This is a genomic window from Mycobacterium sp. PSTR-4-N (assembly GCF_022348085.1).
Classification (GTDB): Bacteria; Actinomycetota; Actinomycetes; order Mycobacteriales; family Mycobacteriaceae; genus Mycobacterium.
In genome coordinates, this window is the sequence record NZ_JAKRFN010000005.1 from 86,488 (window position 1) to 109,729 (window position 23,242).

The window sequence follows — 23,242 nt, forward strand, 5'->3', positions numbered from 1 at the left end:
ACCCCACACAAACGGAGCTCCATGTACCCCGAAGAGCGGCAGCAGGCCATCGCCTCGCTGGTGATGGCCAGGGGCCGCGCCTCGGTGACGGAGCTCGCCGCCGCCTACGACGTGACCACCGAAACCGTCCGCCGCGATCTCGCCGTCTTGGACAAAGCCGGCATCGTCCGGCGGGTGCACGGCGGCGCCGTGCCGGTGCGGGCGCTGCACCTCGTGGAACCCGGGGTCGGAGAGCGCGACGTGACCCGCTCCGAACACAAGGATGCGATCGCCGCCGCGGCCGCCGAGTTCTTCCCGCTCAGCGGCGCGACCGTGCTGCTCGACGCCGGCACCACCACGATGCGGATCGCCGCTCACCTGCCCACCGATCGCGAGCTCGTCGTCGTCACCAACTCCGTGCCGATCGCCGCACGCCTGGCCACGATGCCGACGGTCTCGCTGCAGCTGCTGGGCGGGCGGGTCCGCGGTGTCACGCAGGCGGCCGTCGGTGAGCAGACGCTGCGGGTGCTCGACACCTTGCGCGTGGACATCGCGTTCATCGGCACCAACGCCATCAGCGTGCGGCACGGGCTGTCGACTCCCGACAGCGACGAGGCCGCGGTCAAGCGCGCCATGGTCCGGGCCGCCAACTACGTTGTCGTCGCGGCTGATTCGTCCAAGGTAGGCCGGGAAGACTTCGTCAGCTTCGCACCCATCACCAGTGTCGACACCCTCATCACCGACCCGGAGATCAGCGCCACCGACCGGTCCGCGCTGACCGATCAGGGCATCGAAATCGTCTGCGCAGGAGACCAGCTGTGATCGTCACCGTCACCCCGAACCCGAGCATCGACCGGACGGCGTCGCTGCCCTCGCCGCTGACCCGCGGCGCGGTGCACCGGGTCACGTCGGTGACCGACCAGGCCGGCGGCAAGGGCGTCAACGTCGCCCGGGCGCTGACACTGGCCGGGCTCGACGCGCTCGCCGTGCTGCCCGCCGCCGCCAACGACCCGTTGATCACCGCGTTGCAGACAGCGGCCGTGTCCTTCCGAGTCGTCCCCTCCGCCGAACCCGCCCGGACCAACTTGACGATCACCGAACCCGACGGCACCACCACCAAGATCAACGAACCGGGCGCAACGCTCGACGAGGCGACGGTGAGCGCACTGACCGACGCCGTGCTGGCCGCCGCCGAGGACGCCGACTGGGTGGTGATGTCCGGTTCGCTGCCGCCGGGCATGGCGGCGTCCTGGTACGGCGACGTCGTGGCGATGCTCGCCTCGCGTCGGTGCCGCGTCGCCGTCGACACCTCGGACGCGCCGCTGGCCGCGCTCGTGGGATCGCTCGAGCGCGGCGCACCGGATCTGATCAAGCCGAACACCGAAGAGCTGGCCAGCGTGCTGGGCCTCTCCCCCGAAGTTCTCGAACAGGCTGTCGCACAGGGGGATTACGAGCCCGTAGTGGTGGCCGCGCGCCAGCTCGTCGACCGTGGTGTCGGCGCGGTGCTCGCCACGCTAGGCGCCGAAGGTGCCGTGCTGGTCGACGCCAACGGCGCGTGGATGGCGACCCCGCCGCCCATCGTGCCGCGCAGTACGGTCGGCGCAGGCGACTCCTCGCTGGCCGGCTACATCCGCGCAGAAGTCGGTGGCGCCGTCGCCCCGCAGCGGCTGCAGATGGCCGTCGCCTACGGCAGCGCCGCCGCGGCCCTGCCCGGAACCACCCTGCCCTCGCCCTCCCAGATCGACCTGGCCGCCGTACACGTCGCGCCGATCTCCCCGATTCCTGCCACTCAGTAACACTCGACGACGAAAGTAGTGTCATGACCAGCTCCACCGCTTCTCCGCCGATCATCACCTCCGATCTGGTCCTCCTCGATGTCGCCGTCGATGGCGACAAGCAGGCCGTCATCGAGCGGATGGCCGGCGCCCTGGGCGCAGCCGGTCGCGCGACCGACACCGACGGCCTCGTGGGGGCGGCGATGGCCCGCGAGCAGCAATCGGCCACCGGTCTGCCGGGCGGCATCGCGATCCCGCACTGCCGCTCGCCGTACGTCGACACCCCGACCATCGGGTTCGCCCGGCTCAGCCCCGCAGTCGATTTCGGCGCCCCCGACGGCCCGGCCGATCTGGCGTTCCTCATCGCCGCACCGGATTCCGGCGGCCAGGAGCACATGAAGCTGCTGTCCAGCCTGGCGCGGGCGTTGGTGCGCAAGGACTTCGTCGAATCGCTGCGCACCGCGTCGTCGGCCGACGAGGTCGTGAGCCTGGTCGACGGGGTGGTGAACCCGGCGCCCGCCGGCGCCCCGGCCACGCCCGCACCGGCTCCGGCGCCCGCCGAGAAGCAGTCCGCCAAGACGCTGATCGCGATCACCGCCTGCCCCACCGGCATCGCCCACACCTACATGGCTGCCGATGCGCTCGCCGCCGCGGCCAAGGAGGCGGGCGTGACGATGGTGGTCGAGACGCAGGGATCGTCCGGCAGCACCCCGGTGCCCGCGGAGACCATCGCCAAGGCCGACGCTGTCATCTTCGCCACCGACGTGGGCGTCAAGGACCGCGGCCGCTTCGCCGGCAAGCCGGTGATCGCCTCCGGGGTCAAGCGTGCGATCAACGAGCCGGCCAAGATGGTCGCCGAAGCCGTTGCCGCAGCTGATAATCCGAACGCGCCGCGGGTTGAGGGGTCCGCGGCGACGGCATCGGCAGGGTCCGCACCCGGCGGCAACGTCGGGTGGGGCACCCGCACCCGGCAGATCCTGCTGACCGGCGTGAGCTACATGATCCCGTTCGTCGCCGCAGGTGGTCTGCTGATCGCGCTCGGCTTCCTGTTCGCGGGATACGAGATCGCGAACAAGCCCGAGGGCGAGTCACAGTCGCTGGGCAACATCATCGCGTTGAACAACTCGCTGACCAATCTGCCCAGCGGTGGCTTCACCCAGTACCTGGGGGCCATTCTGTTCAGCCTCGGCGGCCTGGCGTTCAGCTTCCTGATCCCCGCCCTGGCCGGCTACATCGCCTTCGCGATCGCCGACCGGCCGGGCCTCGCACCCGGCTTCACCGCGGGTGCGCTCGCCGGATTCGTCGGTGGGGGTTTCATCGGCGGCATCGTCGGCGGTGTCATCGCCGGGTTCGCCGCGCTGTGGATCAGCAATATCAAGGTGCCGCAATGGTTCCGCGGGCTGATGCCGGTGGTCATCACGCCACTTGGCGCGTCCCTGGTGGTCGGCTTGATCATGTTCTTCCTCGTCGGCCGTCCGCTGGCCCTGATCAACACCGGCCTCACCAACTGGCTGAGCAGCATGTCGGGCACGTCGGCGATCCTGCTCGGCGTGATCCTCGGCCTGATGATGTGCTTCGACCTCGGCGGCCCCGTGAACAAGGCCGCCTACGCGTTCGCCACCGCAGGGCTTGCCGCCTCGACCACCGCCTCGTTCCAGATCATGGCCGCGGTGATGGCCGCCGGCATGGTGCCGCCGTTGGCGATGGCACTGGCCACCACGGTGCGGCCTGGGCTGTTCAGCGAGCCCGAGCGGGAGAACGGCCGCGCCGCATGGCTTCTCGGCGCCTCGTTCATCTCCGAAGGGGCGATCCCGTTCGCCGCGGCCGACCCGCTGCGCGTCATCCCGTCGATGATGTTCGGCGGCGCCATCACCGGCGCGCTGTCCATGGCCTTCGGCGCCACGTCGAGAGCCCCACACGGCGGCATCTTCGTGCTGTTCGCGATCGACAACAAGCTGGGCTTCGTGATCGCCCTGCTGGCCGGCACCGTCGCGGCAGCAATCGCCGTCGTCGCAGCCAAGCAGTTCATCAAGCCCAACGCCGCCAAGGCCGAGCGCGAGCTCGTCGCGGCCTGATCCAGTCCGTCCACCACCACCCATCACATAGAGGAGAGTTCATGCCCACCAAGACCGTCATCGTCGGCTCGTCCATCGGACTGCACGCCCGGCCCGCCGCGATCATCGCCGAGGCCGTGGTCAACGCCGGTGTACCCGTCACGCTCTCGGTCGAGGGCGGTGAGCCGGTGGACGCCGGCTCGGCGCTGATGATCATGACGCTGGGCGCGGGCAACGGCGCGCAGGTCACCGTCGCCTCCGACGACGAATCTGCGGTGAACACGATCGCCGAGCTCGTGCAAAAGGACCTCGACGCCTGAGGGTCCGCCGGCGCCGAAAGAAAGCGGAACGACCTCCCTCCGCGGCCCCTTAGGCTTGCCGATGTGCCCGCAGCTCAGCCGTTTGACGTGACCTTTTACGCCGCGAACGAGGCGGCGCTATGTTTGCTGACGTCGGTGCGAGCGCGGCCCGTCAGGGTCCACGGAACGGGGGGTGACCAGTAGTGCGGCGACTGGCTTCTCTGTTTGCTGCTTTGCTGCTGGTCGTTTTGCTCGCTCCACCGACGGCAGGGGCGATCGAACCACCGGTCATCGACCCGGGCGCGATCCCTCCTGATGAGACGGGTCCGGATCAGCCGATGGAGCAGCGGCGGGTGTGTGCCGCGCCCACGGTGTTCCCGAACTCCAACTTCGCTGATCGGCCCTGGGCCAGCGACTATCTCCGGCTGGCCGATGCGCAGCGGTTCGCGACGGGCGCCGGGATAACTGTTGCTGTCATCGACACGGGGGTCAACGGGTCGCCGCGCGTGCCCGCCGAGCCGGGCGGTGATTTCGTCGACCAGGCCGGGAACGGCATGTCCGACTGTGATGCGCACGGCACTCTGACCGCCGCAGTGATCGCGGGCCGGCCGGCCCCCACCGACGCGTTCGTCGGTGTCGCGCCGGACGCCCGCCTCCTGTCGCTGCGCCAGACCTCCGACAGCTTTCAGCCGGTGGGTGCCCGGACCGACCCCAACGATCCGAACGCGACCCAGACCGCGGGGTCGTTGCGGAGCCTGGCCCGCGCGATCGTGCATGCGGCCAACCTGGGTGCGCAGGTCATCAACATCAGTGAGGCCGCTTGCGACAGACCACGAACCGCACCATCTTTCCGCCGAGGTCCCGGCGCCACCACCGGCAGTCGAGTGTGCGGTCGGGCCGGCTCAGTACGTCCGCCATGGCCGCCACCTCGGGGTGCGGATCGCCGAACGCGGTGAGGATGCCCTGGGCGGTGAGGTCACGGGTGACCTGCTCGGCGACGATGCGGCGCTGGTCCTCGTAGGGAATGTTGGGCCGGATCCCGAGCGCCAGCGGGAAGTCCACCAGGTGCAGCAGGTCCGCGATGACGAGCATGCCGTCGATGGTCACTTCGACACCCACCACGTCGTCGTAGTGGGTGGGTTCGGCATCGCCGAAGAGGGGGCTGGCCATCACTTCAGCCGCCGGGCCGACACGTAGTCGGTGGCTTCGTAGCGGTACGCGGCGCCGACCAGGTGCTCACCCAACGATTCCGACCGGGCGGCGAGCGCCGCGACGGCGGCGGCGCGGGCACGCTGCACGATCTGCAGCGCCCCGGCCGTACCGGATGCGATCGGGCCGTGGGACGTCAGAACCCCGGCGGCGCCATCGCGCACGCGGCCACCGGCCGACACGACCTCCGCGGCGACCCGCTGCTGGTGGATGGCCAGCTCATGCAGGTGCGCCGGGGTCACTCCGAGTTCGACGTGGGACATGACCGGTTCGTCTCCTGCTGTAGTCACTGGGGTGGGCGCGTGGCGGCCGGCGCCGGTGGCGACGGTGGCGGACTCGGCACCTGTTCCGGCGGTGTCTCAGGCACCACCGCGTCCTCGGAGTCGGCCGGTTCGGTCTCGGCCTCCGCCGCAGGATCACCCGTGTCGTCGGGGCTCTCCTTCTCTTCTGCCCGCACGTCCACCGGGGGTGCCTGCGGCGCGGCTGCCTGCGAGGCCGGCGACGGGAGCTGCCCGACGGCAGTGACCACTGCGCCCAATGCCGCGGCCAGGGGTGCCACGGCGGTGCCGATCATCCCGCCCACCGCCCCGAACGCCGATGTCAGCCCCGACAGCATGTCCCCTTGCATCGGTGACTGCTCGGAGGTGGTGACCGGACCGGGGGCCGGGCACGTCGGCGACGGGAGGAGCGGGGCCGATGTCCCTGAACCCGGCTCGGGAAGGTCATCAGGAGCTGCTGGCAAGTCGGTCGATTCGGTGTCGATCGACGCGGCCTCGCTGTCAGGCGAGTCGATGGGCCCGGCCTCCCCGACGAGCGCTTCGTACTCGCCGGCGATCCGTCGCAACCGACTCGCGTTGTCTGCGGTCTCTGCTGCCAGATCGCCCAGTTCGGTACTGCACACGCCCACGGCCGCGGTCACCGCCGCGAGCTCGATGGATGACTTCATCGCAGGCCCGACACCGGGAATCGCGGCGAGCGAGCCCGTCACGCGGCGCAGCGATGAGAGCTGGTGGGCGTGATCGTCCAACGTCTCGCGCCGGCGGATTATCTGGGTGGCCTCCCGGTCGATGACGGTGTGAACGTCCCGATCCAGCACTGCGAGCGCCTCGGCGGCGCCGGCCAGGCGACGGGTGGCCACGGTGTACGACTGAGCGGCGCCGCCCTCCCACTCGTCGCGCGGATAGGCGCATTCCACCGTCCGTGCCGCAGCGAGGAAGCCGGTCGCGCCGTACTGGAAAGATTCACCGGCGTCGGGCCGGCCGTGTCCCGTCGTCGAACGCATCCCGGCGATCACGCGTTGCCCGGCACCGAGGATGTCGGTAACGGCAACCGCGCCGCACGCGCCATCCGTGAATTTGCCCGGCGCACCGGCGGCATCGGACACAACCATGCTCGACCACCCCTTCCCACGGGGAGCCTACCAGCGCTCAACCCCCTGACCGGACACCAATTTTCTCCAGCGACAGCGCAGCAGCACTCCACTGGCAGGCTGTCCACCAGCCAGAACACTGCGCTCGCCGCCTGATGTCATGGGCACACCGGGCCGTCGCGGGCGGCCTGGCCGCCGATGGCAGCGCTGTCGATCAGCGGAGCGGCCGGCGGTCGCGGACTTCTTTGCTCGTGCGGCCGACCCGTACTCTGAGAAGCTGCCGCGGACCGCATCGAGGAGGAGACCCGCTGTGACTGACCGCGACGAGGTGGCGCGCCGAGAACACGACGACACACCGCCGACGCCCCAGCCGCCCGTCTTCGGGTCGCAGCCTCCGAACGAGGGCAACACCGGACCGGTGCCGCGACTTCACACTCCTCTGCGGCCACCGCAGGGCCCCCAGGGCCCGCCGCCCCCGCCGTGGCCGGCCGCTCCGCCCGAGCCCGACACCACCGTGCTGCCCGCGCAGCCCAATTCCTACGCCGAACGCATCCGGCCGGCCGATCTGTTGCCGACGCGCAAGAGCGTGCCGGCCCGGGGCTGGCGGCGATGGCTCTACAAAGCCACCTTCGGTGCCGTCAACGTGGGTCCATCACCGGCCGAGCGACGTATCGCGGCTCTCGAGGCGGCGATCCGCGCGCCGCTGCGCGGCCACTTCAAAGTGGGCGTACTCGGCAAAGGCGGCGTCGGAAAGACCACGGTTTCGGCCTGCATCGGCTCGGTCTTCGCCGAACTCCGGCAGGACGACAGGGTGGTGGCCGTCGATGCCGACACCGCGTTCGGCAAGCTGGGCAGCCGGGTCGATCCGCGTGTGCAGGGCTCGTTCTGGGAGCTGGCCACCGATCGTCATCTCGAGACCTTCGCCGACGTCCGAAACCGCGTCGGCAGCAATGCCGCAGGATTGTTCGTCCTCGCGGGCGAGGCGACTCCGGCCCGGCGCCGCGTGCTCGACCCGCCTCTGTACCGCGAGGCGGTGTCCCGGCTCGATCGCTACTTCACGATCGCGGTCGTCGACTGCAGCTCCACGATGGACGCCCCGGTGACCCAGGAAGCTCTGCGCGATCTGGACGCGCTCGTGGTCGTGTCCTCTCCGTGGGTGGACGGCGCCGCCGCGGCGGGTCAGACGCTGGATTGGCTGGCCGCGCGCGGGATGAACGGCCTGTTGCAGCGCACCGTGGTGGTGCTCAACGACTCCGACGGTCACGCCGGTAAGCGAACGAGAACCATTCTCGCTCAACAATTCTCGGGGCACGGCCAGCTGGTGGTCGAGGTGCCCTTCGACGGGAATCTACGGCCCGGCGGCATCATCGACGGCACGGCTGACATGTCGGCCGCCGCGCGCGTCAAGTTCGTCGAGATCTGCGCCGCGCTCGCCGCTCACTTCCCTCCGCGCTGAGCCTCGGCCCGCCGCAGACTCAACACCTCCCCGGTGATGCGGTGGGCGGAGAGCAGATCACCCATCTGAGCCGACTGGCGCTCCGCCGTCTCCCACGCGGGGTCTCCGCCGTGGCGGTGGGCGAGTTCCTCCTCGACGCGTGTCACCCGCGTCTGCCAGTGGTCGGGAATGGCCGGCAGGTCCGGCGTCTGCAACCGCGCATCGACGACCAGCCCTGCCGCCGTCAGCGCGCCGCGCAGAGATGCCTGCGTCGGAAAGTGATTGCCTTCCGGCCGGTCTGCGGCGGCAAGTTGCTTCTGCGCGACGAAGACCAGCAACCCGATGCGGCCCGGCGCGCGGACCACGCGGCGCAATTCGGCCAGCACAGCGGTGTGCGCCCGCATGGTGCACAGCACGCCGAGACACCAAGCGGCATCGACGGATTCGTCAGCCAGCGGCAGGGCGTCGGCGCTGCCCTGCAGCGTCGGATAGCCGAACAGCGACACGGCGGCCCGGCACGCGCCCGCCTCCGGTTCCACGAGCACGGGTCGGAGCGCCCGTCGCTCAACGGCGTATGCCGCCGGCCCACCCACTCCGGCACCGCAGTCCAGCAGCGTCTCACCCGCGCGCAACCCTAGACGCTCGATCAGCCAGTCGAGCGCGGCGGGATTGCCGCTACCGCGGCACCCGGCGGGAACGTGGTAATCCGGTCCCAGGTCCCTGGCGACCTCCGCGGTCCACTCGGCGACGGTGTCGAACTCCGCCGACATCGCGTCATCGCCCACGGCCGGCCTCCTCGAGCACGCGTCGACCGACCTCGGCCTTGATCTCCGCACCCGCACGGGTGCCTGCAGCCGAGGCCAACCCGGAGATGTTCACGCCGTACACACCGTCGATGGCCAGCAGGGCATGTGCCTCGGCGACAGCGGCATCGATGCCCGCCTGCACCGGATCCGGTGCGTCCAGGATGGTTGCGACGACGGCAGGGTCGAGCTCGAGGCCGGGCAACCCGCGCAGGACCGCGGCCGACACGTCGTCGGTGACCACCGCGACCGCTGCCAGCACCGGGATGGTCAGGCCCTGTGCCCGAGCCGCAGCCATGAATTCCCCCACCACACCCGGGGTCGGCGTGTGGTTCAGCACCGCGAGGGCCGCTCCCGCGTGCTGCTTGGCGACCAGGCGCGCGGGCCGACCCGAAACCGGTGGCGCGGTGACGGTTTCGGGGACGGCTGCGGTGATGCCCAACGAGGCGGCCAGGGCGACCAGCCGCGGGCCGTCCAGGTCGAAGGTCTGCGTGACGTCGGGGCGGACGTCGTACGCGCGCCCGTCTCCGGTCACACACAGCACCGTCGGAACGTCCAGCAGCGACAATCCGCGCAGCTCCTGTTCGAGGACCACCCGATTTCGGTCCCGACACGACAGCGTGATCCAGGGGGAGGCACCGGCCTCTTGCAGGAGCGCGGCCATCACTGCGGGCGGGTAATCCGGGCGGTTCTGGTGTTCCCCCACGAGGACCGCATCGCAGGACCCCGCCAGCGCCGCGGCGGTGGCGGCCAGATCGACCGGGTCGAAGGGAGTGCAGCTGAAGTCGGTGAGAACCAGTGGCACTGTCGCCGGGCGGGGCGGATGTGTCACCACCCCGTCCCACGGCACGGCCGCCGGGAACGCGCAGGGACCTGCCCGCATCTCGCACTGGCCGTCGGCGCGCACACCCCCGCACGGGCCATAGCGCATGTGCTTCGGGCAGTCGTCCACGCCGAGGCCGTCTGTCCGTGCTGCCGCCATCGAACCTCCGTCTCGGTTCGCATCGTGCCCACCTTGGCGCGGACGAAACCCGGTGATGTCCTCTGGCGGGGCCGGAGGGACTTTTGGCCCCTTCGAGCCGCGACAGCACTGCCTACCGTGGGAGGAAGCGCAGGACGGACGGTTGCCTCCAGTCCGGCGTCAGGCGACGACCGGAGGCAACTCCGCCGTTAAGCAGCAGCGACGGCCCTGTTCTCGCCGACCTCAGACAATCCCCGCGATCAGCGTTTCGAGCGCTTCCACCGCGCTGGGCGCGACCGGTTCACCGGCCTCCGCCTGGGACACCACCTGCTCGGCGACGCCGGCGGCCTGCGCCGTCTCGGCAACGGTCAGGTTGGCCCCACGGCGCGCGGCGTAGAGGCGTGGACCCAGCGCAGCACCGGGCGCACGGGCAGCGCGCAGCATCAGATCGTCGTAGAGGCTGCGCACCCTGCCCAACGCCTTGATCAGGGGCGGGGTGACCCTGCCGATGCGTGCTGCCCTCGCCGCCACAGCTTCGAGCTGCCGCAGATCGGCGAGCGTCGCCTCGATCCGGATGGGAAACGTCGGATCGTCGTCGGCGGGCAGTGCCGACACGGTGCCCGCCATCGTGCCCACCGCCGCGAGAACCGCCTGGGCGATCAGCGAGGACTCGTCTCCGCCGGGAGGAGGGACCGGTTCTCTGCGGCGGTCCGGTGCACCGGTGCGCAGTCGCTCGATCGTGCCGGGCGGCCACTGCAGCACCTCCTCGAGCTTGGCGCGGGTGCGCTCACGTGGCCAGCTGCGTCCCTTCTCGAAGGCGATCAGCGCGCCCGCGTTGATGATGCCCTCGGCCGCCAGCCGACGCTGACTGATGTCGAGCTCGCGTCGGCGCGCGGCCGCCGCGGCGCCCGCCCTGACCATTCCGGCGTCGGCCGCATCGGCGTGCGCACCGACCGACTCCGTGTTGGTCATGTACCGGCGATCCTCGATGTCGTTGGAGCTCGATGTCGCAGGCGCCCAGCGCTACGGCTGATGCGGGTACTGCAACGGTTTCCCCGTAAAACTACACCTTCACCAACCGCCCAACCGCATCATCGCGACAGAATTCATGTGACATCTGACTTTGCCCCATTGGGCACGTGACATGGCCTTTTATTGCCACTCCGGGGTGGCGCAACACCTTCCCGCCACAGTTCCGATGACCAAACTGTTGCGATGCTACGGTTTGTCCGTTAGCTTTCCTTGCATCGCGGCGGAAGCGCCGCCCAGGCACAAGGAGCTACCCGATGACCGCAACACCATGGGACGACACCCCGATCGGCGAATGCACCCGGGACCCTGACCGGTGGACCACGACGGCCGATGACGACGCGAAGGCGATCTGCCGGTCCTGCCCCCGGCGATGGCTGTGCGCGAAGGAGGCGTGCGAGTCTCCACGAGCCGAAGGGCTGTGGGCGGGGATCTATGTGCCCGAGGCGGGCCGGGGCCGCTCTTTCGCACTCCGCCAGCTCAAATCGCTGGCCGAACTGAACGGTCACCCCGTCGGCGAACGCCGCGTCTACTACGCCGACATCGCGTGACCATCGGCCGGGGAATAGCCCGGCCTTCCCACCCGTTGAGGACTTCGGCGGTGCCGGACATGCCCCCGGGCACCAACCACTTTCGTCGCTTCGAGCGACCACTCGCCGAGAGGCGCCATGCCGGTACCGCCCCTTCTTCTTCGCCCCGCGCTCACCACGTGTCGACGAACCGCCCGCTGATGCGGTGCGGCGTTTCGGCGGCGGTGAGGGTCGAGGCGATCACTGATCGGGTCTCGGCGGGATCGATCACATCGTCGATCTCGAACAGCATCGCCGCGTTGAGCGCCTTCGCGTTGTCCTGGGCCGCGGCAGTCGCCTCGCGGACGCGATTCTCCCGTTCTGTCTCGTCGGCAATCGCCTCGAGTTCCTTGCGCAACCCGAGACGCACCGCCCCTTCCAGACCCATCGGGCCCAGATGCGCCCCCGGCCATGCCACCGTCAACACCGGTTCGTGCAGGCTCCCGCCCGCCATCGCTTGAGCACCGAGGCCATATCCCCGGCGCAGCACCACCGAGATCATCGGCACCTGCAGGGCTGCCCCCGCCACGAGCATGCGCGAAGCGCGGCGTACCAGCGACTCCGCCTCCGCGGCGGGACCCACCATGTATCCGGGGCAGTCGATCAGCGAGACGACCGGGAGCGCGAAAGCGTTGCACAGCTGGAGGAATCGAGCAGCCTTGTCGGAGGCGGCCGCGGTGATGGCGCCGGCCATGAACCTGGTGTCGTTGGCCAGGATCCCGACTGCGCGACCCTCGATCCGGGCCAGCGCGGTGACCAATTCGCGTGCGAACCGCGGGCGCAGGAATGTCACGGAGGCGGTGTCGGCGAGCGTCTCGATGATGGGAGCCACGTCGTAGGCGCGGCGCTCCCGCTCCGGGACGGCGGTGCGCAGCCCGGTCTGATCGGAGGCGGTCCATTCGGTGCGGCCCGGCCGGAAGTAGCTGAGCAGTTGCTTGGTCACGTCGACGGCTGCCGCTTCGTCGTCGACGAGGACGTCGACGTTGCCGTTGGGTTCCTGGACGCTCATCGGGCCGACGTCATCGGGTGCCACGTCGCCGAGCCCACCACCGGCGATCATCGCCGGCCCGCCCATCCCCAACGACGCGTCACGCGTCGCCACGATCAAGTCCGACGTCCCGGCGAGCACCGCATTACCGGCGAAGCAGCGTCCCTTCACCACGGCGAGCCGCGGGACGATCCCTGACAGCCGCGCCCACAACGCGAATGCGCGCGTGTCCAGCGCGGAGACCACCGGGTAGTCGGTGTCGCCGGGTCTACCGCCTCCGCCCTCGGCGAAGAGCACTGTCGGCAACCGCATTCGCTCGATGAGCTCGAACAACCGGTCTTTCTTCCGATGCCCCAGTGCCCCTTGGGTTCCCGCGAGAACCGTGTAGTCGTAGGAGAGTACGGCGCATGGACTGCCCGCGACACGCGCGGTGCCGCCGATCAGGCCGTCGGCCGGGGTCCGGGCGATCAGATCGTCGAGATCGCGCCGCATTCGCTGCGGGGCGACGGCGAAGCGCCCGTATTCGACGAACGACCCCGCATCGACCAAGTCGGCGACGTTCTCCCGCGCGGTGCGGCCTCCGCGCGCGTGCCGACGCGCGACGGCATCGGGGCGGGCCGCGTCTTCGGTCAGCGCACGCCGACGCAACATCTCCGCCAGATCGGGCCGAATCTCGCCGGGGTCAGCCATCGAGATGGGCGATTGCCGAGGCGATCTCGTCGAGCAGCGCGTCGACCTGGTTCTCGTCGCACCCGCGCTGACCCCAGGGTGGTTTGCTGAAGGTGACGTTGCGGAGTTCGTCGGCCGTCAGGCCTTGCTCGCCCATGGCGTCCGACTCTAGCGAGTTATCCACAGGGACTGTGCACAAACCAGTCGGCCGTCGGTGGGTGTCCTTAGGTTGGCCCCATGACGAACTGGATCAACACGGTCAGCCGTGACCACGTCGAGCGCGGGGTGCGCGGGCGCTTCACGCAGGCCAACCACGGCAAACCGCACATGCTGCGCAAGATGGCTCGGGGCGACTGGCTGGTGTTCTACTCGCCCCGGACGGTCTATCCCGATGGTCCGCCGCTGCAGGCGTTCACGGCCATCGGTCAGATCGTCGACGACGAGCCCTACCAGGTGGACTTGCCTGATGGGTTCACGCCGTGGCGGCGCAACGTCGATTTCCTCGACTGCAGCGAGGTCCCCATCCGGCCTCTGATCGAGCATCTGGATTTCATCGAGGACAAGTCGCGGTGGGGCTACAAGTTCCGGTTCGGGGTGTTCCGTATCGAGGATCACGACCTCGAGGTCATCCGTTCGGCGATGGTCCAGCCGCTGCGGGAGGAGACTACGGTGAACTGATGAGCAACACCGACGCGGCGCCCACCGAAGTGGATTGCGGCCCTTCGGCATTGGGTGCCGGATTCGGGGTGCTGCATCCGCGCGAGGTGCCCCTTGGCGGCCCGCGTGCCATCCGGGTGCGGCGAACGCTTCCGCAGCGGGAACGGTCGCTGATCGGGGCATGGTGCTTCGCCGACCACTACGGCCCGCATGATCTGCGCGGCGGGCAGGGGATGGATGTCCCGCCGCATCCCCACACCGGGCTGCAGACCGTGAGCTGGCTGTTCAGCGGGTTGATCGAACACCGGGACAGCGCCGGTGTGCACGCGATGGTGCGTCCCGGCGAGCTGAACCTGATGACAGCCGGAGCGGGCATCTGCCACTCCGAGGTGTCGGTGCCCAGCAGTCCGATCCTGCACGGCGTGCAGCTGTGGGTGGCGCTGCCCGACTCCGACCGGGACACCGCCCGCGATTTCGACCATCATGCGCCTCGCCCTCGCACCCGCGGCGGGGTCACGGCGCGGGTCTTCCTCGGTGAACTCGAGGGCGATCGGTCGCCGGTGCACACCTTCACCGCGTTGGTCGGCGCTCAGCTCGATCTGGAGCCCGGTGCGCGGGTGGCGCTCGACGTCGATGCGGCCTTCGAACACGGTGTCCTCGTCGACCAGGGCCGGGTCGACGCCTGTGGTGCGGAGCTCGCCGGCGCCGATCTCGGATTCCAGGGCACCGGCCACGACACCCTCCACCTGACCAATCGCGGCGACGAGCCCGCCCGGGTCGTGCTACTCGGCGGCGTGCCCTTCACAGAAGAGCTGGTGATGTGGTGGAACTTCGTCGGCCGCAGCCACGACGAGATCGCCGACTACCGGGAGCAGTGGCAGAGCCACGACGTCCGGTTCGGCGCGGTGGCCGGGTACGACGGTGCCGGGACCCGGTTGCCGGCGCCACCCTTGCCGCACGCCACCTTGAAGCCACGGCCCCGACCCGGGGTATAGAGGGGTCATGACCCAGGACAGAACCGGCGCACCGACAGAGGTCGTCGCCGAGCAGGATCGCTTCACGATCTCCGTCGACGGCCACCAGGTCGGTCTGGCCGACTTCTACGACCGCGACGGCGCACGGGTGTTCCCACACACCGAGGTGGACCCGCGCTATCAGGGCCGCGGACTCGCGACCATCCTGGTGCGGGAAGCGCTGACGGCCACGCGCGCAGCGGGGCTGCGCGTCGTTCCGCAGTGCTGGATGGTCGCCGAATTCATCGAGAAGAACCCCGAATTCGCCGACATGACAGGAGACGCTTCGTGACCACCGACAAGACGGGCGCACCCACCGAGGTCGCGGCCGAGCAGGATCGCTTCACCATCTCCGTCGACGGGCGCACGGCCGGCTTCACCGAGTTCATCGACCACGACGGTCAACGCATCTTCCCGCACACCGTCGTCGACGACGAGTTCTCCGGGCGCGGCCTGGCGACCATCCTGGTTCGCGAGGCCCTGGAATCCACCCGCGACGCGGGACTCCGCATCGTGCCGGTGTGTTCGATGGTCGCCGGATTCATCGAGAGGAATCCGGAGTTCAACGACATCGTCGACCCGATCACGACCGACGTGAAGCGAGTGCTGTCGCGCCGGTGACCTCAGAGGTACTGCGCGGTGCTGCCGGCGACCGGCATGGCCCCCATACCGAGCTTGCGATGATCCCAGCTGCGCATCCGGGACGGCACCACCCGCACGCTGACCCGGTTGTTCATCATCTGATCGACGAACGGGCGCATGTCCTCGGTGTAGGGCCCGGTGTAGCGCTCCCACACGCTGATCCCGACACGTAGGTTCGTGTCCGGATCGTCGTGGATCTCCGCGGTCCCGTCGATCGACACCCCGCGCAGCGTGTCGTAGGTCAGCCCGTCCTCGATCATCACCGTGACGGTCGGGTCGCGGCGGATGTTGACCGCCTTCTGCGACTTGGCCTTGGTCTCGAACCAGATTTCGCCGTCGATCACGGCGTACCACATAGCCACCAGATGCGGACGGCCGCTCGGCAACACCGTCGCCAGCGTGGCTGTGCGACTGTGGTCGATGAATTCGGTGATCTCGTCGTCGCTCATCACGATCTTCGCGCGTTCGTTCTTGCCCACGCTCGCATACTTCCACCTCACCCGGGACGCCGACGGCCGGGTTTGATCCTGTGCGGAGGTGGTACCGAAATTGCGGGGTAGCTACGGGGCGGCCGTAGTCCCAAGGCCTCGCGGGTTGAGCAGCAGCCCGTGGGGCCGCCTCCGTTTCATCAGGTTTCGAACGTCTGTGCGATGGGCATTCCGCGTGCATGAGTGACAACCAAGCGCCGCAGGAGAATCCCGAGAAAGAACCGTCGCAGTGGGTGACGGGCGATGAGCCCATGACGGGAGCGCAACGCAGCTATCTGCACACACTGGCCCAGGAGGCCGACACCGAGATCCCCGAGGACGCCACCAAGGCGCAGGCCTCGGAGATGATCGACCAGCTGCAGCACAAGACCGGCCGCGGCACGTGAGGGCGGCTCAGTAGAACGCCACCGGCGGCAGCGGGCGGATGCCACCGCCACTGTGGCTCCCGGCGAAGCGGACCGTGCCATGGAACGGTCCCGTCAGCGTCAGGGTGCCGATGGGGCGGAAGCGTCCGACGGGTGCACTGATCATGAAGCTGAGCTCGCTGCCCGGGGCGAACCGTAGATCCCGACCGGTGGTCCGTGGGCGCGCGCCGAACAGAATCGGTTGCAGCCCGGCGAGATACAACCACAGCGACGAGTAGAGCGATGCCACCGGATCGCCCGGCACCACTGCGTGGTGCAGCGGCGCGCCGTCCGCGGAGGACGCCAGCAGGAAGTCCTGGTTGCGCCCGGGCCCATAGACATCGGGGAGCGAGATGCACAGCTTTCTCGCCGCCTGTCCGCGATCATCGGGACCCGCCTGCACGACGGCGTCATGCGCCGCGCCCGGGCGCAGCACCTCCACAGCCGGTACGGCAGCGTCGTGGTCGATGGTCAACGTCGCGGTGAAGTATTCACCGTCGACACCGAAGACCTCTCCGGCGAAACCGACCGCTGCCGTTGCCGTGTCGCGCACGGCGCGGGCGCCGGCGATCAGGTCGGGTGGTTCGGCGATACCCATGGTCCCTTCATACCCGGGCCGTAGCGGGCGCGAAGCGGCGCCATCCGTGCCACGATTGTTAGGTGATCTCCGTTCACGTGTTCCGCGTTGCCGTCACGATCGCCGCCTGCGTCATCCTCGGTCCCGCCGCATCGGCGACCGCCGAACCCGGCGTACCGCCCGCTCCCCCGCCGCCGGGGTGTCCCGATGTGCAGGTGTTGTTCGCGCGCGGGACAACGGAGCCGCCAGGACTCGGGGCGGTCGGCGATGCCTTCGTCGACGATCTGAAGTCGCGCGTCGCGCCGAAGTCGGTCGCCGTCTACCCGGTGAACTATCCGGCGAGTCCGGACTTCCCGACCGCACTGCAGGGTGTCGTCGACGCCAGCACCCAGATCCAGAACACCGCGAACGCCTGCCCGAAGACCTCGATGGTGCTCGGCGGGTACTCGCAGGGCGCGGCTGTCATGGGTTTCGTGACCTCCGAGGTGATCCCCGACGGCGTGACCGCAGCGGATGTGCCGGCGGTGATGCCGCCGACCGTCGCCGACCACATCGCCGCGGTCGCGCTGCTCGGCACGCCATCGGACCGTTTCATGGGCGTCATCAATCAGCCCACCATCAAGATCGGCTCGCTGTATCAACCGAAGACCGTCGAGCTGTGCGTGCCCGGAGACTTCGTCTGCTCACCCGGCAACGACATCGGCGCCCACGCCCGATACATCTCCGACGGTCTGGTGGATCAGGCCGCCGACTTCGCGGCCAGCAAGGTCGCCGAACATCCGGAGTCCGAGCCCGCGCGCTGACTCAGGGTCGCAGAGCCACTCGGATGCACCCGTCGGTCTTGTTCTTGAACATCTCGTAGGCGCGCACACCGTCGGACAGCGGTAGATCGTGGGTGATGAGCACCGACGGATCGAGGTCGCCCTGCTCGACGTAGTCGAAGAACTGAGGGATGTAGCGCTGCCCGTGCTGCTGAGCCGAACGCAACGTCAGGCCCTTGTTCATCAGCGCGCCCATCGGGAACTTGTCGGTGACACCGTAGACGCCGAGAACGGAGACCACACCGCCCTTGCGGCATGCCAGGATCGCCTCCCGCAGACTCGCCGCGCGATCGGTCTCCAACCGCAGTGCCTGCTTGGTGCGGTCGTAGATCTGCTGGATGCCGGTGCTGTGGCCTTCCATACCCACCGCCTCGATCACCGAGTCGGGGCCGCGGCCACCCGTCTTCTCACGCAGCACCTCTGCCACGCTGTGCACCTCGGCGTAGTTGATCGTCTCGGCACCCAATTGCTCTGCCAGAGTGAGCCTTTCAGGTATGCGATCGATGGAGATGACGCGACCCGCTCCGTTGAGCACGGCGCTGCGTGCCGCCATCAGGCCCACCCCGCCGGCTCCCCACACCGCAACCACGTCACCGGCGGAGATGTCGCAGAAGTCAGCTCCCATGTAGCCGGTCGGGACCGCATCGGACATGAACAGCGCTTGCTCGTCGGTGACGTACTCGGGTACGGCGAAGCAGTTGACGTCGCCGAACGGGACCCGGACGAACTGTGCGTGGCTGCCCGCGTAACCACCGAACTCGTGGGTGTAGCCATAGATGCCCGCTGTGGGCGCCCCGAGCAGCGGGGCCTGTAGTTCGGCGTTGGGGTTCGTGGTGTCGCACAACGAGTACAGGTCGTGGTCGCAGTACCAGCAGCTGTTGCACGCGATGAACGACGGCACCACCACCCGGGTGCCCACGCTGATCCCGGTGACCTCACGCCCCACTTCGACCACCTCCCCCATGAACTCGTGGCCGAACACGTCGCCCTCGCGCATCCCGGGGAGGTAGCCGTCGATGAAGTGCAGGTCCGATCCGCACGTGGTGCTCAATGTCACCGCGACGATGACGTCGTGCGGGTTGAGGATCTCGGGGTCGTCGACGGTCTCGACCGCGAGGTCGTTGACGCCGTTCCATACGAGTGCCTTCATGTCATGTCCTCTCAGCGCGCCGACGGGCGAGCGCTCGGGTTGCGGGCGATGGTGGGTACCTCGCCGGTCGTCAGGAGGGCGCGAGCCCGGTAGAGCGCCTTGAAGGTCAGCGCGCCGGTCAGCGTTCCCGGGCCGGGGCTACTGAGCCGGGCGATCACCTCCGTGCCCCGCTCCCCCGGAGCGTCGCGGAACATCAGCACCATCTGCGTCGCGCCGTCCGGATGCACATCGACGAACCTCACCTGGTCGTCGTGCACATCGACCACGCACTCCCAGGCGGGGCCGTCGGTGCCGAACGCGAAACGCAGCCGGTCCGCGCCGACGCTCTCGACGTCGGCGACGTCGCCGAACACGACGGAGAGCAGGCCGGGATCGGTGAACACCCGCACGACTTCCTGCCGCGGGCGCCCGATGGTGACGGCTTGGACGGGTGAATCCGTGCTGATGACCTCGGCCACCCGGTCGGTGACTTTGGTGACGAGATGCTTGGCCTGCTCTCGGGCCTTGTCGACAACGCTCATGCGCTCGCTGCTACCCGGGGCGAATCCGCCGAAACGTCACCCGTCGGCGACAGTGAGGATTTCGGTGTCGCGAATGACCTCGACGGCCAGCGTGCGATAGCCGAACTCCTCGAAAAGCACGGTGATGCGATCCGATTCGCCACTGATGACGACACCGCGTCCCCACTCGCGATGCTCGACAGCGGTGTTCGGCGGCACCGCGGGTTGCTCCTCGGTCGCCGGATGGCCGCGGGCGGTGTTGTCGTCGCACGTGTCGCAGAAGCCACAGGGCCGACTGAGCTGCTCGCCGAAGTAGCCGAGAAGGTTGCGGCGACGGCAATCCGTGGTCTCGGCGTACCCGCGCATCATCTCCACCCGGGTCCGGTCGACGCGTTCGGTCGCCTCGGTGATGCGGCGCACCCGCGCGAGGACCTGCTCCACGTCCTCGTCGACGAGGACGAAGCCCCGGCGTCCCGATCTCGCGGCGGCCGCCTGCTCGAGCAGGTTCACCGCCTGCGTCAGCGCCCGGCCTGCGATGCCCGTGTCGTCGCGCAGTCGTGTCAACCGTTTCGGCCGTGATGTCGACAGTGCTGCCAGCACGGCCCGGAGTCGCTCCTCGTCGGCGTGCGCGGTCATGAAGAATTTCGCCAGCGACAGATCCTCGGGTCGGTAGAACAGCGTCGCCACCGCGTCGTCGCCGTCCCGTCCCGCACGACCTATCTGCTGGTAGTAGCTGTCCACGGAGTCGGGGATCGACTCGTGTACGACGAATCGCACATCCGGTTTGTCGATTCCCATCCCGAACGCCGACGTCGCCACCACCACATCGATCTCATCGGTACGGAACCGGCGATGCACGTCGTCGCGCTCTCTGGCCCGCAGTCCCGCGTGATAGGCGGCGGCAGACACACCCGCGTCGCGCAGTGCGTCTGCGCACCGCTCAGCGTCCTTGCGGGTAGCGGTGTAGACCAGACCGGGCCCGGCCATGCCGGCCACCGCGTCGAGCACGGCGGCGCGCTTGTCGCGGGCGCCGACATGGTGGCTGACCTCGAGCCGAATGTTCGGCCTGTCGAATCCCGTGGCGATGACGACCGGGTCGCGCAGGCCAAGATGGGTGATGATGTCGCTGCGCACCACCGGTGACGCCGTCGCCGTCAACGCCACCACCGGCACCTCGCCGACCTGTGCGATCGCGTCGGCGAGCCGCAGATAGCTGGGCCTGAAGTCGTGTCCCCACGCGGAGAGGCAATGCGCCTCGTCGACCACGAACATCGCCAACGGCAGCGTGCAGAGTTGTTCGACCACATCGTCTTTGGTCAGCTGCTCCGGTGACAGGAACACGTACTCCGAGTCTCCTGTGCGCATCTCCGCCCAGCTGCGATCATTGCGCCCCGCGCTCTGCCGGGAGTTGACCGCCACTGCGCGCGGCGCGCCGGTGTCCGCCAAACCCTCGATCTGATCCCGCTGCAGGGCGATCAGCGGTGACACCACCACCGTCACCCCCGGCATCACCGTCGCGGGCACCTGATAGATCGCCGACTTGCCCGACCCGGTGGGCATCACCGCCAGCACGTCGCGTCCCTCGACCACCGCGACCATCGCATCGAGCTGCTCATCGCGCAGCGTGTCCCAGCCGAACACTCGCGCCGCCGCGTCCTGCAGGTCCGTTCGCCCGATCATCGCCCGCAGGTACCCGACGACCGTCGTCTCAACCCGCTCACATCGCCGGGTGTCGATCGTCGACACCCGGGTAACCGAACCCGGGTGCACGCGATGGAGATGACAGTCCTGGACCCGCGCACCGGCGATACCGTCGCTCGGGTTCCGATCGCCGGCGACGCTGACTGCGATGCGGCCGTCGATCGGGCGAGAACCGCCCAGCCCGCATGGGCGCGTACAGCAGCAGCCGACCGTTCGGCAGCGATCAGCGCTGCGGCGGACGCCGTTGCGGCCGCCGCCGCCGAGCTGGCCGAGCTGAACGAACGGGAAACCGGAAAGCCTCGCGACGATGCCCTCGGTGGTGTGGAGGCCGGCATCGGGACCCTGCGGCAGTACGCACAGCTCGGACCCGTGCACCGCGGCCGCAGCCTTCTCGGTGGCTGGGCCGCCACCGACTTGATGGCGCCCGAACCGCGCGGAGTGGTCGCGGTGCTCACCCCGTGGAACGATCCGGTCGCGGTGGCCGCCGGCCTCATCGGAGCCGCGCTGGTCACCGGAAACACGGTGGTGCACAAGCCCAGTGAGCGGTGCCCCTGCACCGGGCGCCGTTTCGCCGAGCTGGTGGCGCAAGCGCTTCCCGACGGCGTCCTCGAAATCGTCGACGGCGACGGTTCTGTCGGCGCTCACCTCGCCGCGGCGCCGGGTGTCGACGTGGTGGCGCACGTCGGCAGCAGCTCTACCGGGCGCGCCATCGCGCAGGCCTGCGCGCAGCGCGGCGCCAAAGCACTGCTCGAGAACGGGGGTAACGACGCCCTGATCGTCGACGACAACGTCTCCGCGAAATGGGCGGCCGAGCAGACGGCCCAGGGCGCGTTCGCCAATGCGGGACAGATTTGCGTGGCGGTGGAACGGGTGTTCGTCGTGGCCGGGGCGGCGGACGCCTTCCTCGCCGCACTCGCCGACGAGGCGTGCCGTTGGGAGACCCGCATCGGCCCGCTGGTCGACCAGCGGCACCGCGACCATGTGCACAGCCACGTCACCGACGCGATCGAACGCGGCGCGCGCGTGTTGGTGGGCGGTGCGCCACGCCCCGGACCGGGGACCTACTACCCGCCAACCGTCCTGACCGCCTGCACACCGGACATGCTGCTGATGCGCGAAGAGACCTTCGGACCGATCGCGCCGGTGCGGGTGGTGCCGGACTTCGAGACTGCGCTCGCCGAGGCTGCCGACGACCGCTTCGGACTGGCAGCGACGGTCCTCACCGCCGACATGGCCCGCGCGCAGGAGGCCTGGCACAGCCTCCCGGTCGGGACGGTGAAGATCAATGCGGTGTTCGGTGGCGCACCCGGAGGATCCGCCGAGCCGCGGCGCGCCAGTGGCTCCGGAATCGGTTACGGCCCCGAACTGCTCGACGAGATGACGGCTCTGAAAGTGCTGCACTGGTCATCGCCCGGTCAATAGTTTCTTGTGACAACACTTTTCGAGAAAGGAGGACCGCGATGCCGAAGACCACGAAGTCGGGTGAGGCCAAGCAGAGCGAGCTCCCCAGCACACTGAAGAAGTCCGACGACAAAGCTCAACGGACATTCGCCAAAGCCCACGACGCAGCGGCCGAGGAGTACGGCGAGGGCGAGCGGGCGTACCGGACCGCATACAGCGCGCTCAAACACAGCTACGAAAAGGTCGGCGACCGCTGGGAGGAGAAAGAGGACCGGGGGCCGTCCGATGAGCGCGCGCGCAGCGGCGGCCCGAACGCATCCGGGGAGACCGCCGAGGGCGTCAATGCCAACGCCACCAAGAAGCACCTCATGGACGTTGCGAAACGGCTCGCCATCACCGGTCGTTCCAGGATGAGCAAGGAAGAGCTCGTGGAGGAGATCAAGAAGGCCAATCGGCGGGAAAGCCGCCGCGACCGCTAGGGCTTACCGGTGCGCTCGCGATGCTTGCAGCCGGGCCAACAGCAGGGCCGGCGTTTGCCTTCTTCGAGTTCTTCCTGCGTGCGTCGGATGCGCCGCACGCGCGTCGACTCCTGCTTTGCATCGGTGACCCAGCAGATGAATTCGTTGCGCGCCAGCGGCGTGATGTCGTTCCACGCGGTGAGCGCTGCGGGGTTGTTCTGCAACGCGGTTTTCAGATCGTTCGGCAGATCGTGTACCACCCCGCCCGAGATCTCGCCGACCGCCACGGCG

The 23,242-nt window shown here is 69.2% G+C and carries 27 protein-coding genes and 2 pseudogenes; 15 read left to right on the forward strand and 14 right to left on the reverse strand.

All coding sequences use genetic code 11. The annotated features are described in order from the left end of the window. Window positions 1-21 precede the first annotated feature (21 nt). From MHN84_RS09045 to MHN84_RS09065, 5 genes and pseudogenes are all read left to right on the forward strand, one after another. The gene (locus tag MHN84_RS09045; RefSeq protein ID WP_241204305.1) at window positions 22-801 is read left to right on the forward strand and encodes a DeoR/GlpR family DNA-binding transcription regulator; all 780 of its coding nucleotides are present in this window, start codon (window positions 22-24) and stop codon (window positions 799-801) included. Continuing rightward, window positions 798-1,775, forward strand: a complete 978-nt coding sequence (locus tag MHN84_RS09050) for a 1-phosphofructokinase family hexose kinase (RefSeq protein ID WP_241204306.1) — start codon at window positions 798-800, stop codon at window positions 1,773-1,775. The genes MHN84_RS09045 and MHN84_RS09050 overlap by 4 nt, the downstream gene beginning before the upstream one ends. 23 nt (window positions 1,776-1,798) lie before the next feature. Beyond that, on the forward strand, window positions 1,799-3,829 hold the full coding sequence (locus MHN84_RS09055) for a fructose-specific PTS transporter subunit EIIC (RefSeq protein WP_241204307.1): 2,031 nt from the start codon (window positions 1,799-1,801) through the stop codon (window positions 3,827-3,829). 41 nt (window positions 3,830-3,870) lie between these two features. After that, the gene (locus tag MHN84_RS09060; RefSeq protein ID WP_241204308.1) at window positions 3,871-4,128 is read left to right on the forward strand and encodes an HPr family phosphocarrier protein; all 258 of its coding nucleotides are present in this window, start codon (window positions 3,871-3,873) and stop codon (window positions 4,126-4,128) included. 191 nt (window positions 4,129-4,319) lie between these two features. Further along, window positions 4,320-4,931, forward strand: a pseudogene (locus MHN84_RS09065) (S8 family serine peptidase); the annotation flags it as partial. On the opposite strand, the pseudogene MHN84_RS09070 reads toward MHN84_RS09065, so the two are convergent. From MHN84_RS09070 to MHN84_RS09080, 3 genes and pseudogenes are all read right to left on the reverse strand, one after another. After that, window positions 4,927-5,277, reverse strand: a pseudogene (locus MHN84_RS09070) (ESX secretion-associated protein EspG); the annotation flags it as partial. The pseudogenes MHN84_RS09065 and MHN84_RS09070 sit on opposite strands and share 5 nt — an antisense overlap. After that, window positions 5,277-5,579 (reverse strand): type VII secretion target, encoded by a 303-nt coding sequence (locus MHN84_RS09075; protein ID WP_241204309.1) that lies wholly within the window; start codon window positions 5,577-5,579, stop codon window positions 5,277-5,279. The gene MHN84_RS09075 and the pseudogene MHN84_RS09070, both read right to left, overlap by 1 nt. A 23-nt stretch (window positions 5,580-5,602) precedes the next feature. Continuing rightward, window positions 5,603-6,706, reverse strand: coding sequence for an EspA/EspE family type VII secretion system effector (locus MHN84_RS09080; RefSeq protein ID WP_241204310.1), 1,104 nt, complete (start codon window positions 6,704-6,706; stop codon window positions 5,603-5,605). A 289-nt stretch (window positions 6,707-6,995) separates the two neighbouring features. On the opposite strand from MHN84_RS09080, the gene MHN84_RS09085 reads away from it, so the two are divergent. Then, complete coding sequence (locus tag MHN84_RS09085) at window positions 6,996-8,141, forward strand: MinD/ParA family protein (protein WP_374238345.1); 1,146 nt, start codon at window positions 6,996-6,998, stop codon at window positions 8,139-8,141. On the opposite strand, the gene MHN84_RS09090 is transcribed toward MHN84_RS09085, so the two are convergent. The 3 genes from MHN84_RS09090 to MHN84_RS09100 form a co-directional block, all read right to left on the reverse strand. After that, a complete protein-coding gene (locus MHN84_RS09090) occupies window positions 8,123-8,890 on the reverse strand; it encodes a class I SAM-dependent methyltransferase (RefSeq protein ID WP_241204557.1) in 768 nt (255 codons plus the stop codon). The genes MHN84_RS09085 and MHN84_RS09090 overlap by 19 nt on opposite strands. A gap of 4 nt (window positions 8,891-8,894) precedes the next feature. Continuing rightward, window positions 8,895-9,905 (reverse strand): methylenetetrahydrofolate reductase C-terminal domain-containing protein, encoded by a 1,011-nt coding sequence (locus MHN84_RS09095; protein WP_241204311.1) that lies wholly within the window; start codon window positions 9,903-9,905, stop codon window positions 8,895-8,897. Between the two features lie 222 nt (window positions 9,906-10,127). Then, on the reverse strand, window positions 10,128-10,856 hold the full coding sequence (locus tag MHN84_RS09100; RefSeq protein ID WP_241204312.1) for a transcriptional regulator: 729 nt from the start codon (window positions 10,854-10,856) through the stop codon (window positions 10,128-10,130). A gap of 314 nt (window positions 10,857-11,170) precedes the next feature. Between MHN84_RS09100 and MHN84_RS09105 the strand changes: the two genes are divergently transcribed. After that, window positions 11,171-11,464, forward strand: coding sequence for a WhiB family transcriptional regulator (locus MHN84_RS09105; RefSeq protein ID WP_241204313.1), 294 nt, complete (start codon window positions 11,171-11,173; stop codon window positions 11,462-11,464). A gap of 151 nt (window positions 11,465-11,615) precedes the next feature. Here the strand turns inward: MHN84_RS09105 and MHN84_RS09110 are convergent, their stop codons facing one another. Both MHN84_RS09110 and MHN84_RS09115 read right to left on the reverse strand, forming a co-directional pair. Then, on the reverse strand, window positions 11,616-13,160 hold the full coding sequence (locus MHN84_RS09110) for an acyl-CoA carboxylase subunit beta (protein WP_241204314.1): 1,545 nt from the start codon (window positions 13,158-13,160) through the stop codon (window positions 11,616-11,618). Beyond that, on the reverse strand, window positions 13,153-13,296 hold the full coding sequence (locus MHN84_RS09115) for a DivIVA domain-containing protein (RefSeq protein WP_241204315.1): 144 nt from the start codon (window positions 13,294-13,296) through the stop codon (window positions 13,153-13,155). Before MHN84_RS09115 ends, MHN84_RS09110 begins: the two co-directional genes overlap by 8 nt. An 80-nt stretch (window positions 13,297-13,376) precedes the next feature. Between MHN84_RS09115 and MHN84_RS09120 the strand changes: the two genes are divergently transcribed. Genes MHN84_RS09120 through MHN84_RS09135 form a run of 4 tightly spaced genes read left to right on the forward strand, consistent with a single transcriptional unit; the run spans window position 13,377 to window position 15,430 of the window. Beyond that, a complete protein-coding gene (locus MHN84_RS09120) occupies window positions 13,377-13,817 on the forward strand; it encodes an EVE domain-containing protein (protein ID WP_241204316.1) in 441 nt (146 codons plus the stop codon). Then, complete coding sequence (locus MHN84_RS09125; protein ID WP_241204317.1) at window positions 13,817-14,791, forward strand: pirin family protein; 975 nt, start codon at window positions 13,817-13,819, stop codon at window positions 14,789-14,791. Before MHN84_RS09120 ends, MHN84_RS09125 begins: the two co-directional genes overlap by 1 nt. Window positions 14,792-14,798: 7 nt before the next feature. After that, a complete protein-coding gene (locus MHN84_RS09130) occupies window positions 14,799-15,101 on the forward strand; it encodes a GNAT family N-acetyltransferase (protein WP_241204318.1) in 303 nt (100 codons plus the stop codon). Beyond that, complete coding sequence (locus MHN84_RS09135; RefSeq protein ID WP_241204319.1) at window positions 15,098-15,430, forward strand: GNAT family N-acetyltransferase; 333 nt, start codon at window positions 15,098-15,100, stop codon at window positions 15,428-15,430. Before MHN84_RS09130 ends, MHN84_RS09135 begins: the two co-directional genes overlap by 4 nt. Before the next feature lie 2 nt (window positions 15,431-15,432). Here MHN84_RS09135 and MHN84_RS09140 read toward each other — a convergent pair whose 3' ends face one another. Further along, window positions 15,433-15,930, reverse strand: coding sequence for a pyridoxamine 5'-phosphate oxidase family protein (locus tag MHN84_RS09140; protein WP_241204320.1), 498 nt, complete (start codon window positions 15,928-15,930; stop codon window positions 15,433-15,435). A gap of 188 nt (window positions 15,931-16,118) precedes the next feature. On the opposite strand from MHN84_RS09140, the gene MHN84_RS09145 reads away from it, so the two are divergent. Continuing rightward, entirely contained in the window at window positions 16,119-16,325 is a 207-nt protein-coding gene (locus tag MHN84_RS09145) for a DUF3072 domain-containing protein (RefSeq protein ID WP_241204321.1), read from the forward strand. A 7-nt stretch (window positions 16,326-16,332) separates the two neighbouring features. Here MHN84_RS09145 and MHN84_RS09150 read toward each other — a convergent pair whose 3' ends face one another. Further along, window positions 16,333-16,941: a hypothetical protein gene (locus MHN84_RS09150; RefSeq protein ID WP_241204322.1), complete on the reverse strand. Its 609-nt coding sequence runs from the start codon at window positions 16,939-16,941 to the stop codon at window positions 16,333-16,335. A gap of 65 nt (window positions 16,942-17,006) precedes the next feature. On the opposite strand from MHN84_RS09150, the gene MHN84_RS09155 reads away from it, so the two are divergent. Further along, the gene (locus tag MHN84_RS09155; RefSeq protein ID WP_374238349.1) at window positions 17,007-17,723 is read left to right on the forward strand and encodes a cutinase family protein; all 717 of its coding nucleotides are present in this window, start codon (window positions 17,007-17,009) and stop codon (window positions 17,721-17,723) included. Between the two features lies 1 nt (window position 17,724). Here MHN84_RS09155 and MHN84_RS09160 read toward each other — a convergent pair whose 3' ends face one another. The 3 genes from MHN84_RS09160 to MHN84_RS09170 are packed head-to-tail and all read right to left on the reverse strand — an operon-like array spanning window position 17,725 to window position 21,071. Continuing rightward, on the reverse strand, window positions 17,725-18,891 hold the full coding sequence (locus MHN84_RS09160) for a zinc-dependent alcohol dehydrogenase (RefSeq protein WP_241204324.1): 1,167 nt from the start codon (window positions 18,889-18,891) through the stop codon (window positions 17,725-17,727). A gap of 11 nt (window positions 18,892-18,902) precedes the next feature. Then, the gene (locus tag MHN84_RS09165) at window positions 18,903-19,412 is read right to left on the reverse strand and encodes a hypothetical protein (RefSeq protein ID WP_241204325.1); all 510 of its coding nucleotides are present in this window, start codon (window positions 19,410-19,412) and stop codon (window positions 18,903-18,905) included. A 36-nt stretch (window positions 19,413-19,448) separates the two neighbouring features. Next, window positions 19,449-21,071 (reverse strand): ATP-dependent DNA helicase RecQ, encoded by a 1,623-nt coding sequence (locus tag MHN84_RS09170; RefSeq protein WP_241204558.1) that lies wholly within the window; start codon window positions 21,069-21,071, stop codon window positions 19,449-19,451. Window positions 21,072-21,170: 99 nt separating this feature from the next. Between MHN84_RS09170 and MHN84_RS09175 the strand changes: the two genes are divergently transcribed. Together MHN84_RS09175 and MHN84_RS09180 are read left to right on the forward strand one after the other, a co-directional pair. Beyond that, the gene (locus tag MHN84_RS09175) at window positions 21,171-22,514 is read left to right on the forward strand and encodes an aldehyde dehydrogenase (protein ID WP_241204559.1); all 1,344 of its coding nucleotides are present in this window, start codon (window positions 21,171-21,173) and stop codon (window positions 22,512-22,514) included. A 38-nt stretch (window positions 22,515-22,552) separates the two neighbouring features. Beyond that, window positions 22,553-22,972: a ChaB family protein gene (locus tag MHN84_RS09180; RefSeq protein WP_241204326.1), complete on the forward strand. Its 420-nt coding sequence runs from the start codon at window positions 22,553-22,555 to the stop codon at window positions 22,970-22,972. Here MHN84_RS09180 and MHN84_RS09185 read toward each other — a convergent pair. Further along, entirely contained in the window at window positions 22,969-23,223 is a 255-nt protein-coding gene (locus tag MHN84_RS09185; protein WP_374238350.1) for a YdeI/OmpD-associated family protein, read from the reverse strand. The two genes, MHN84_RS09180 and MHN84_RS09185, sit on opposite strands and share 4 nt — an antisense overlap. Window positions 23,224-23,242 lie beyond the last annotated feature (19 nt).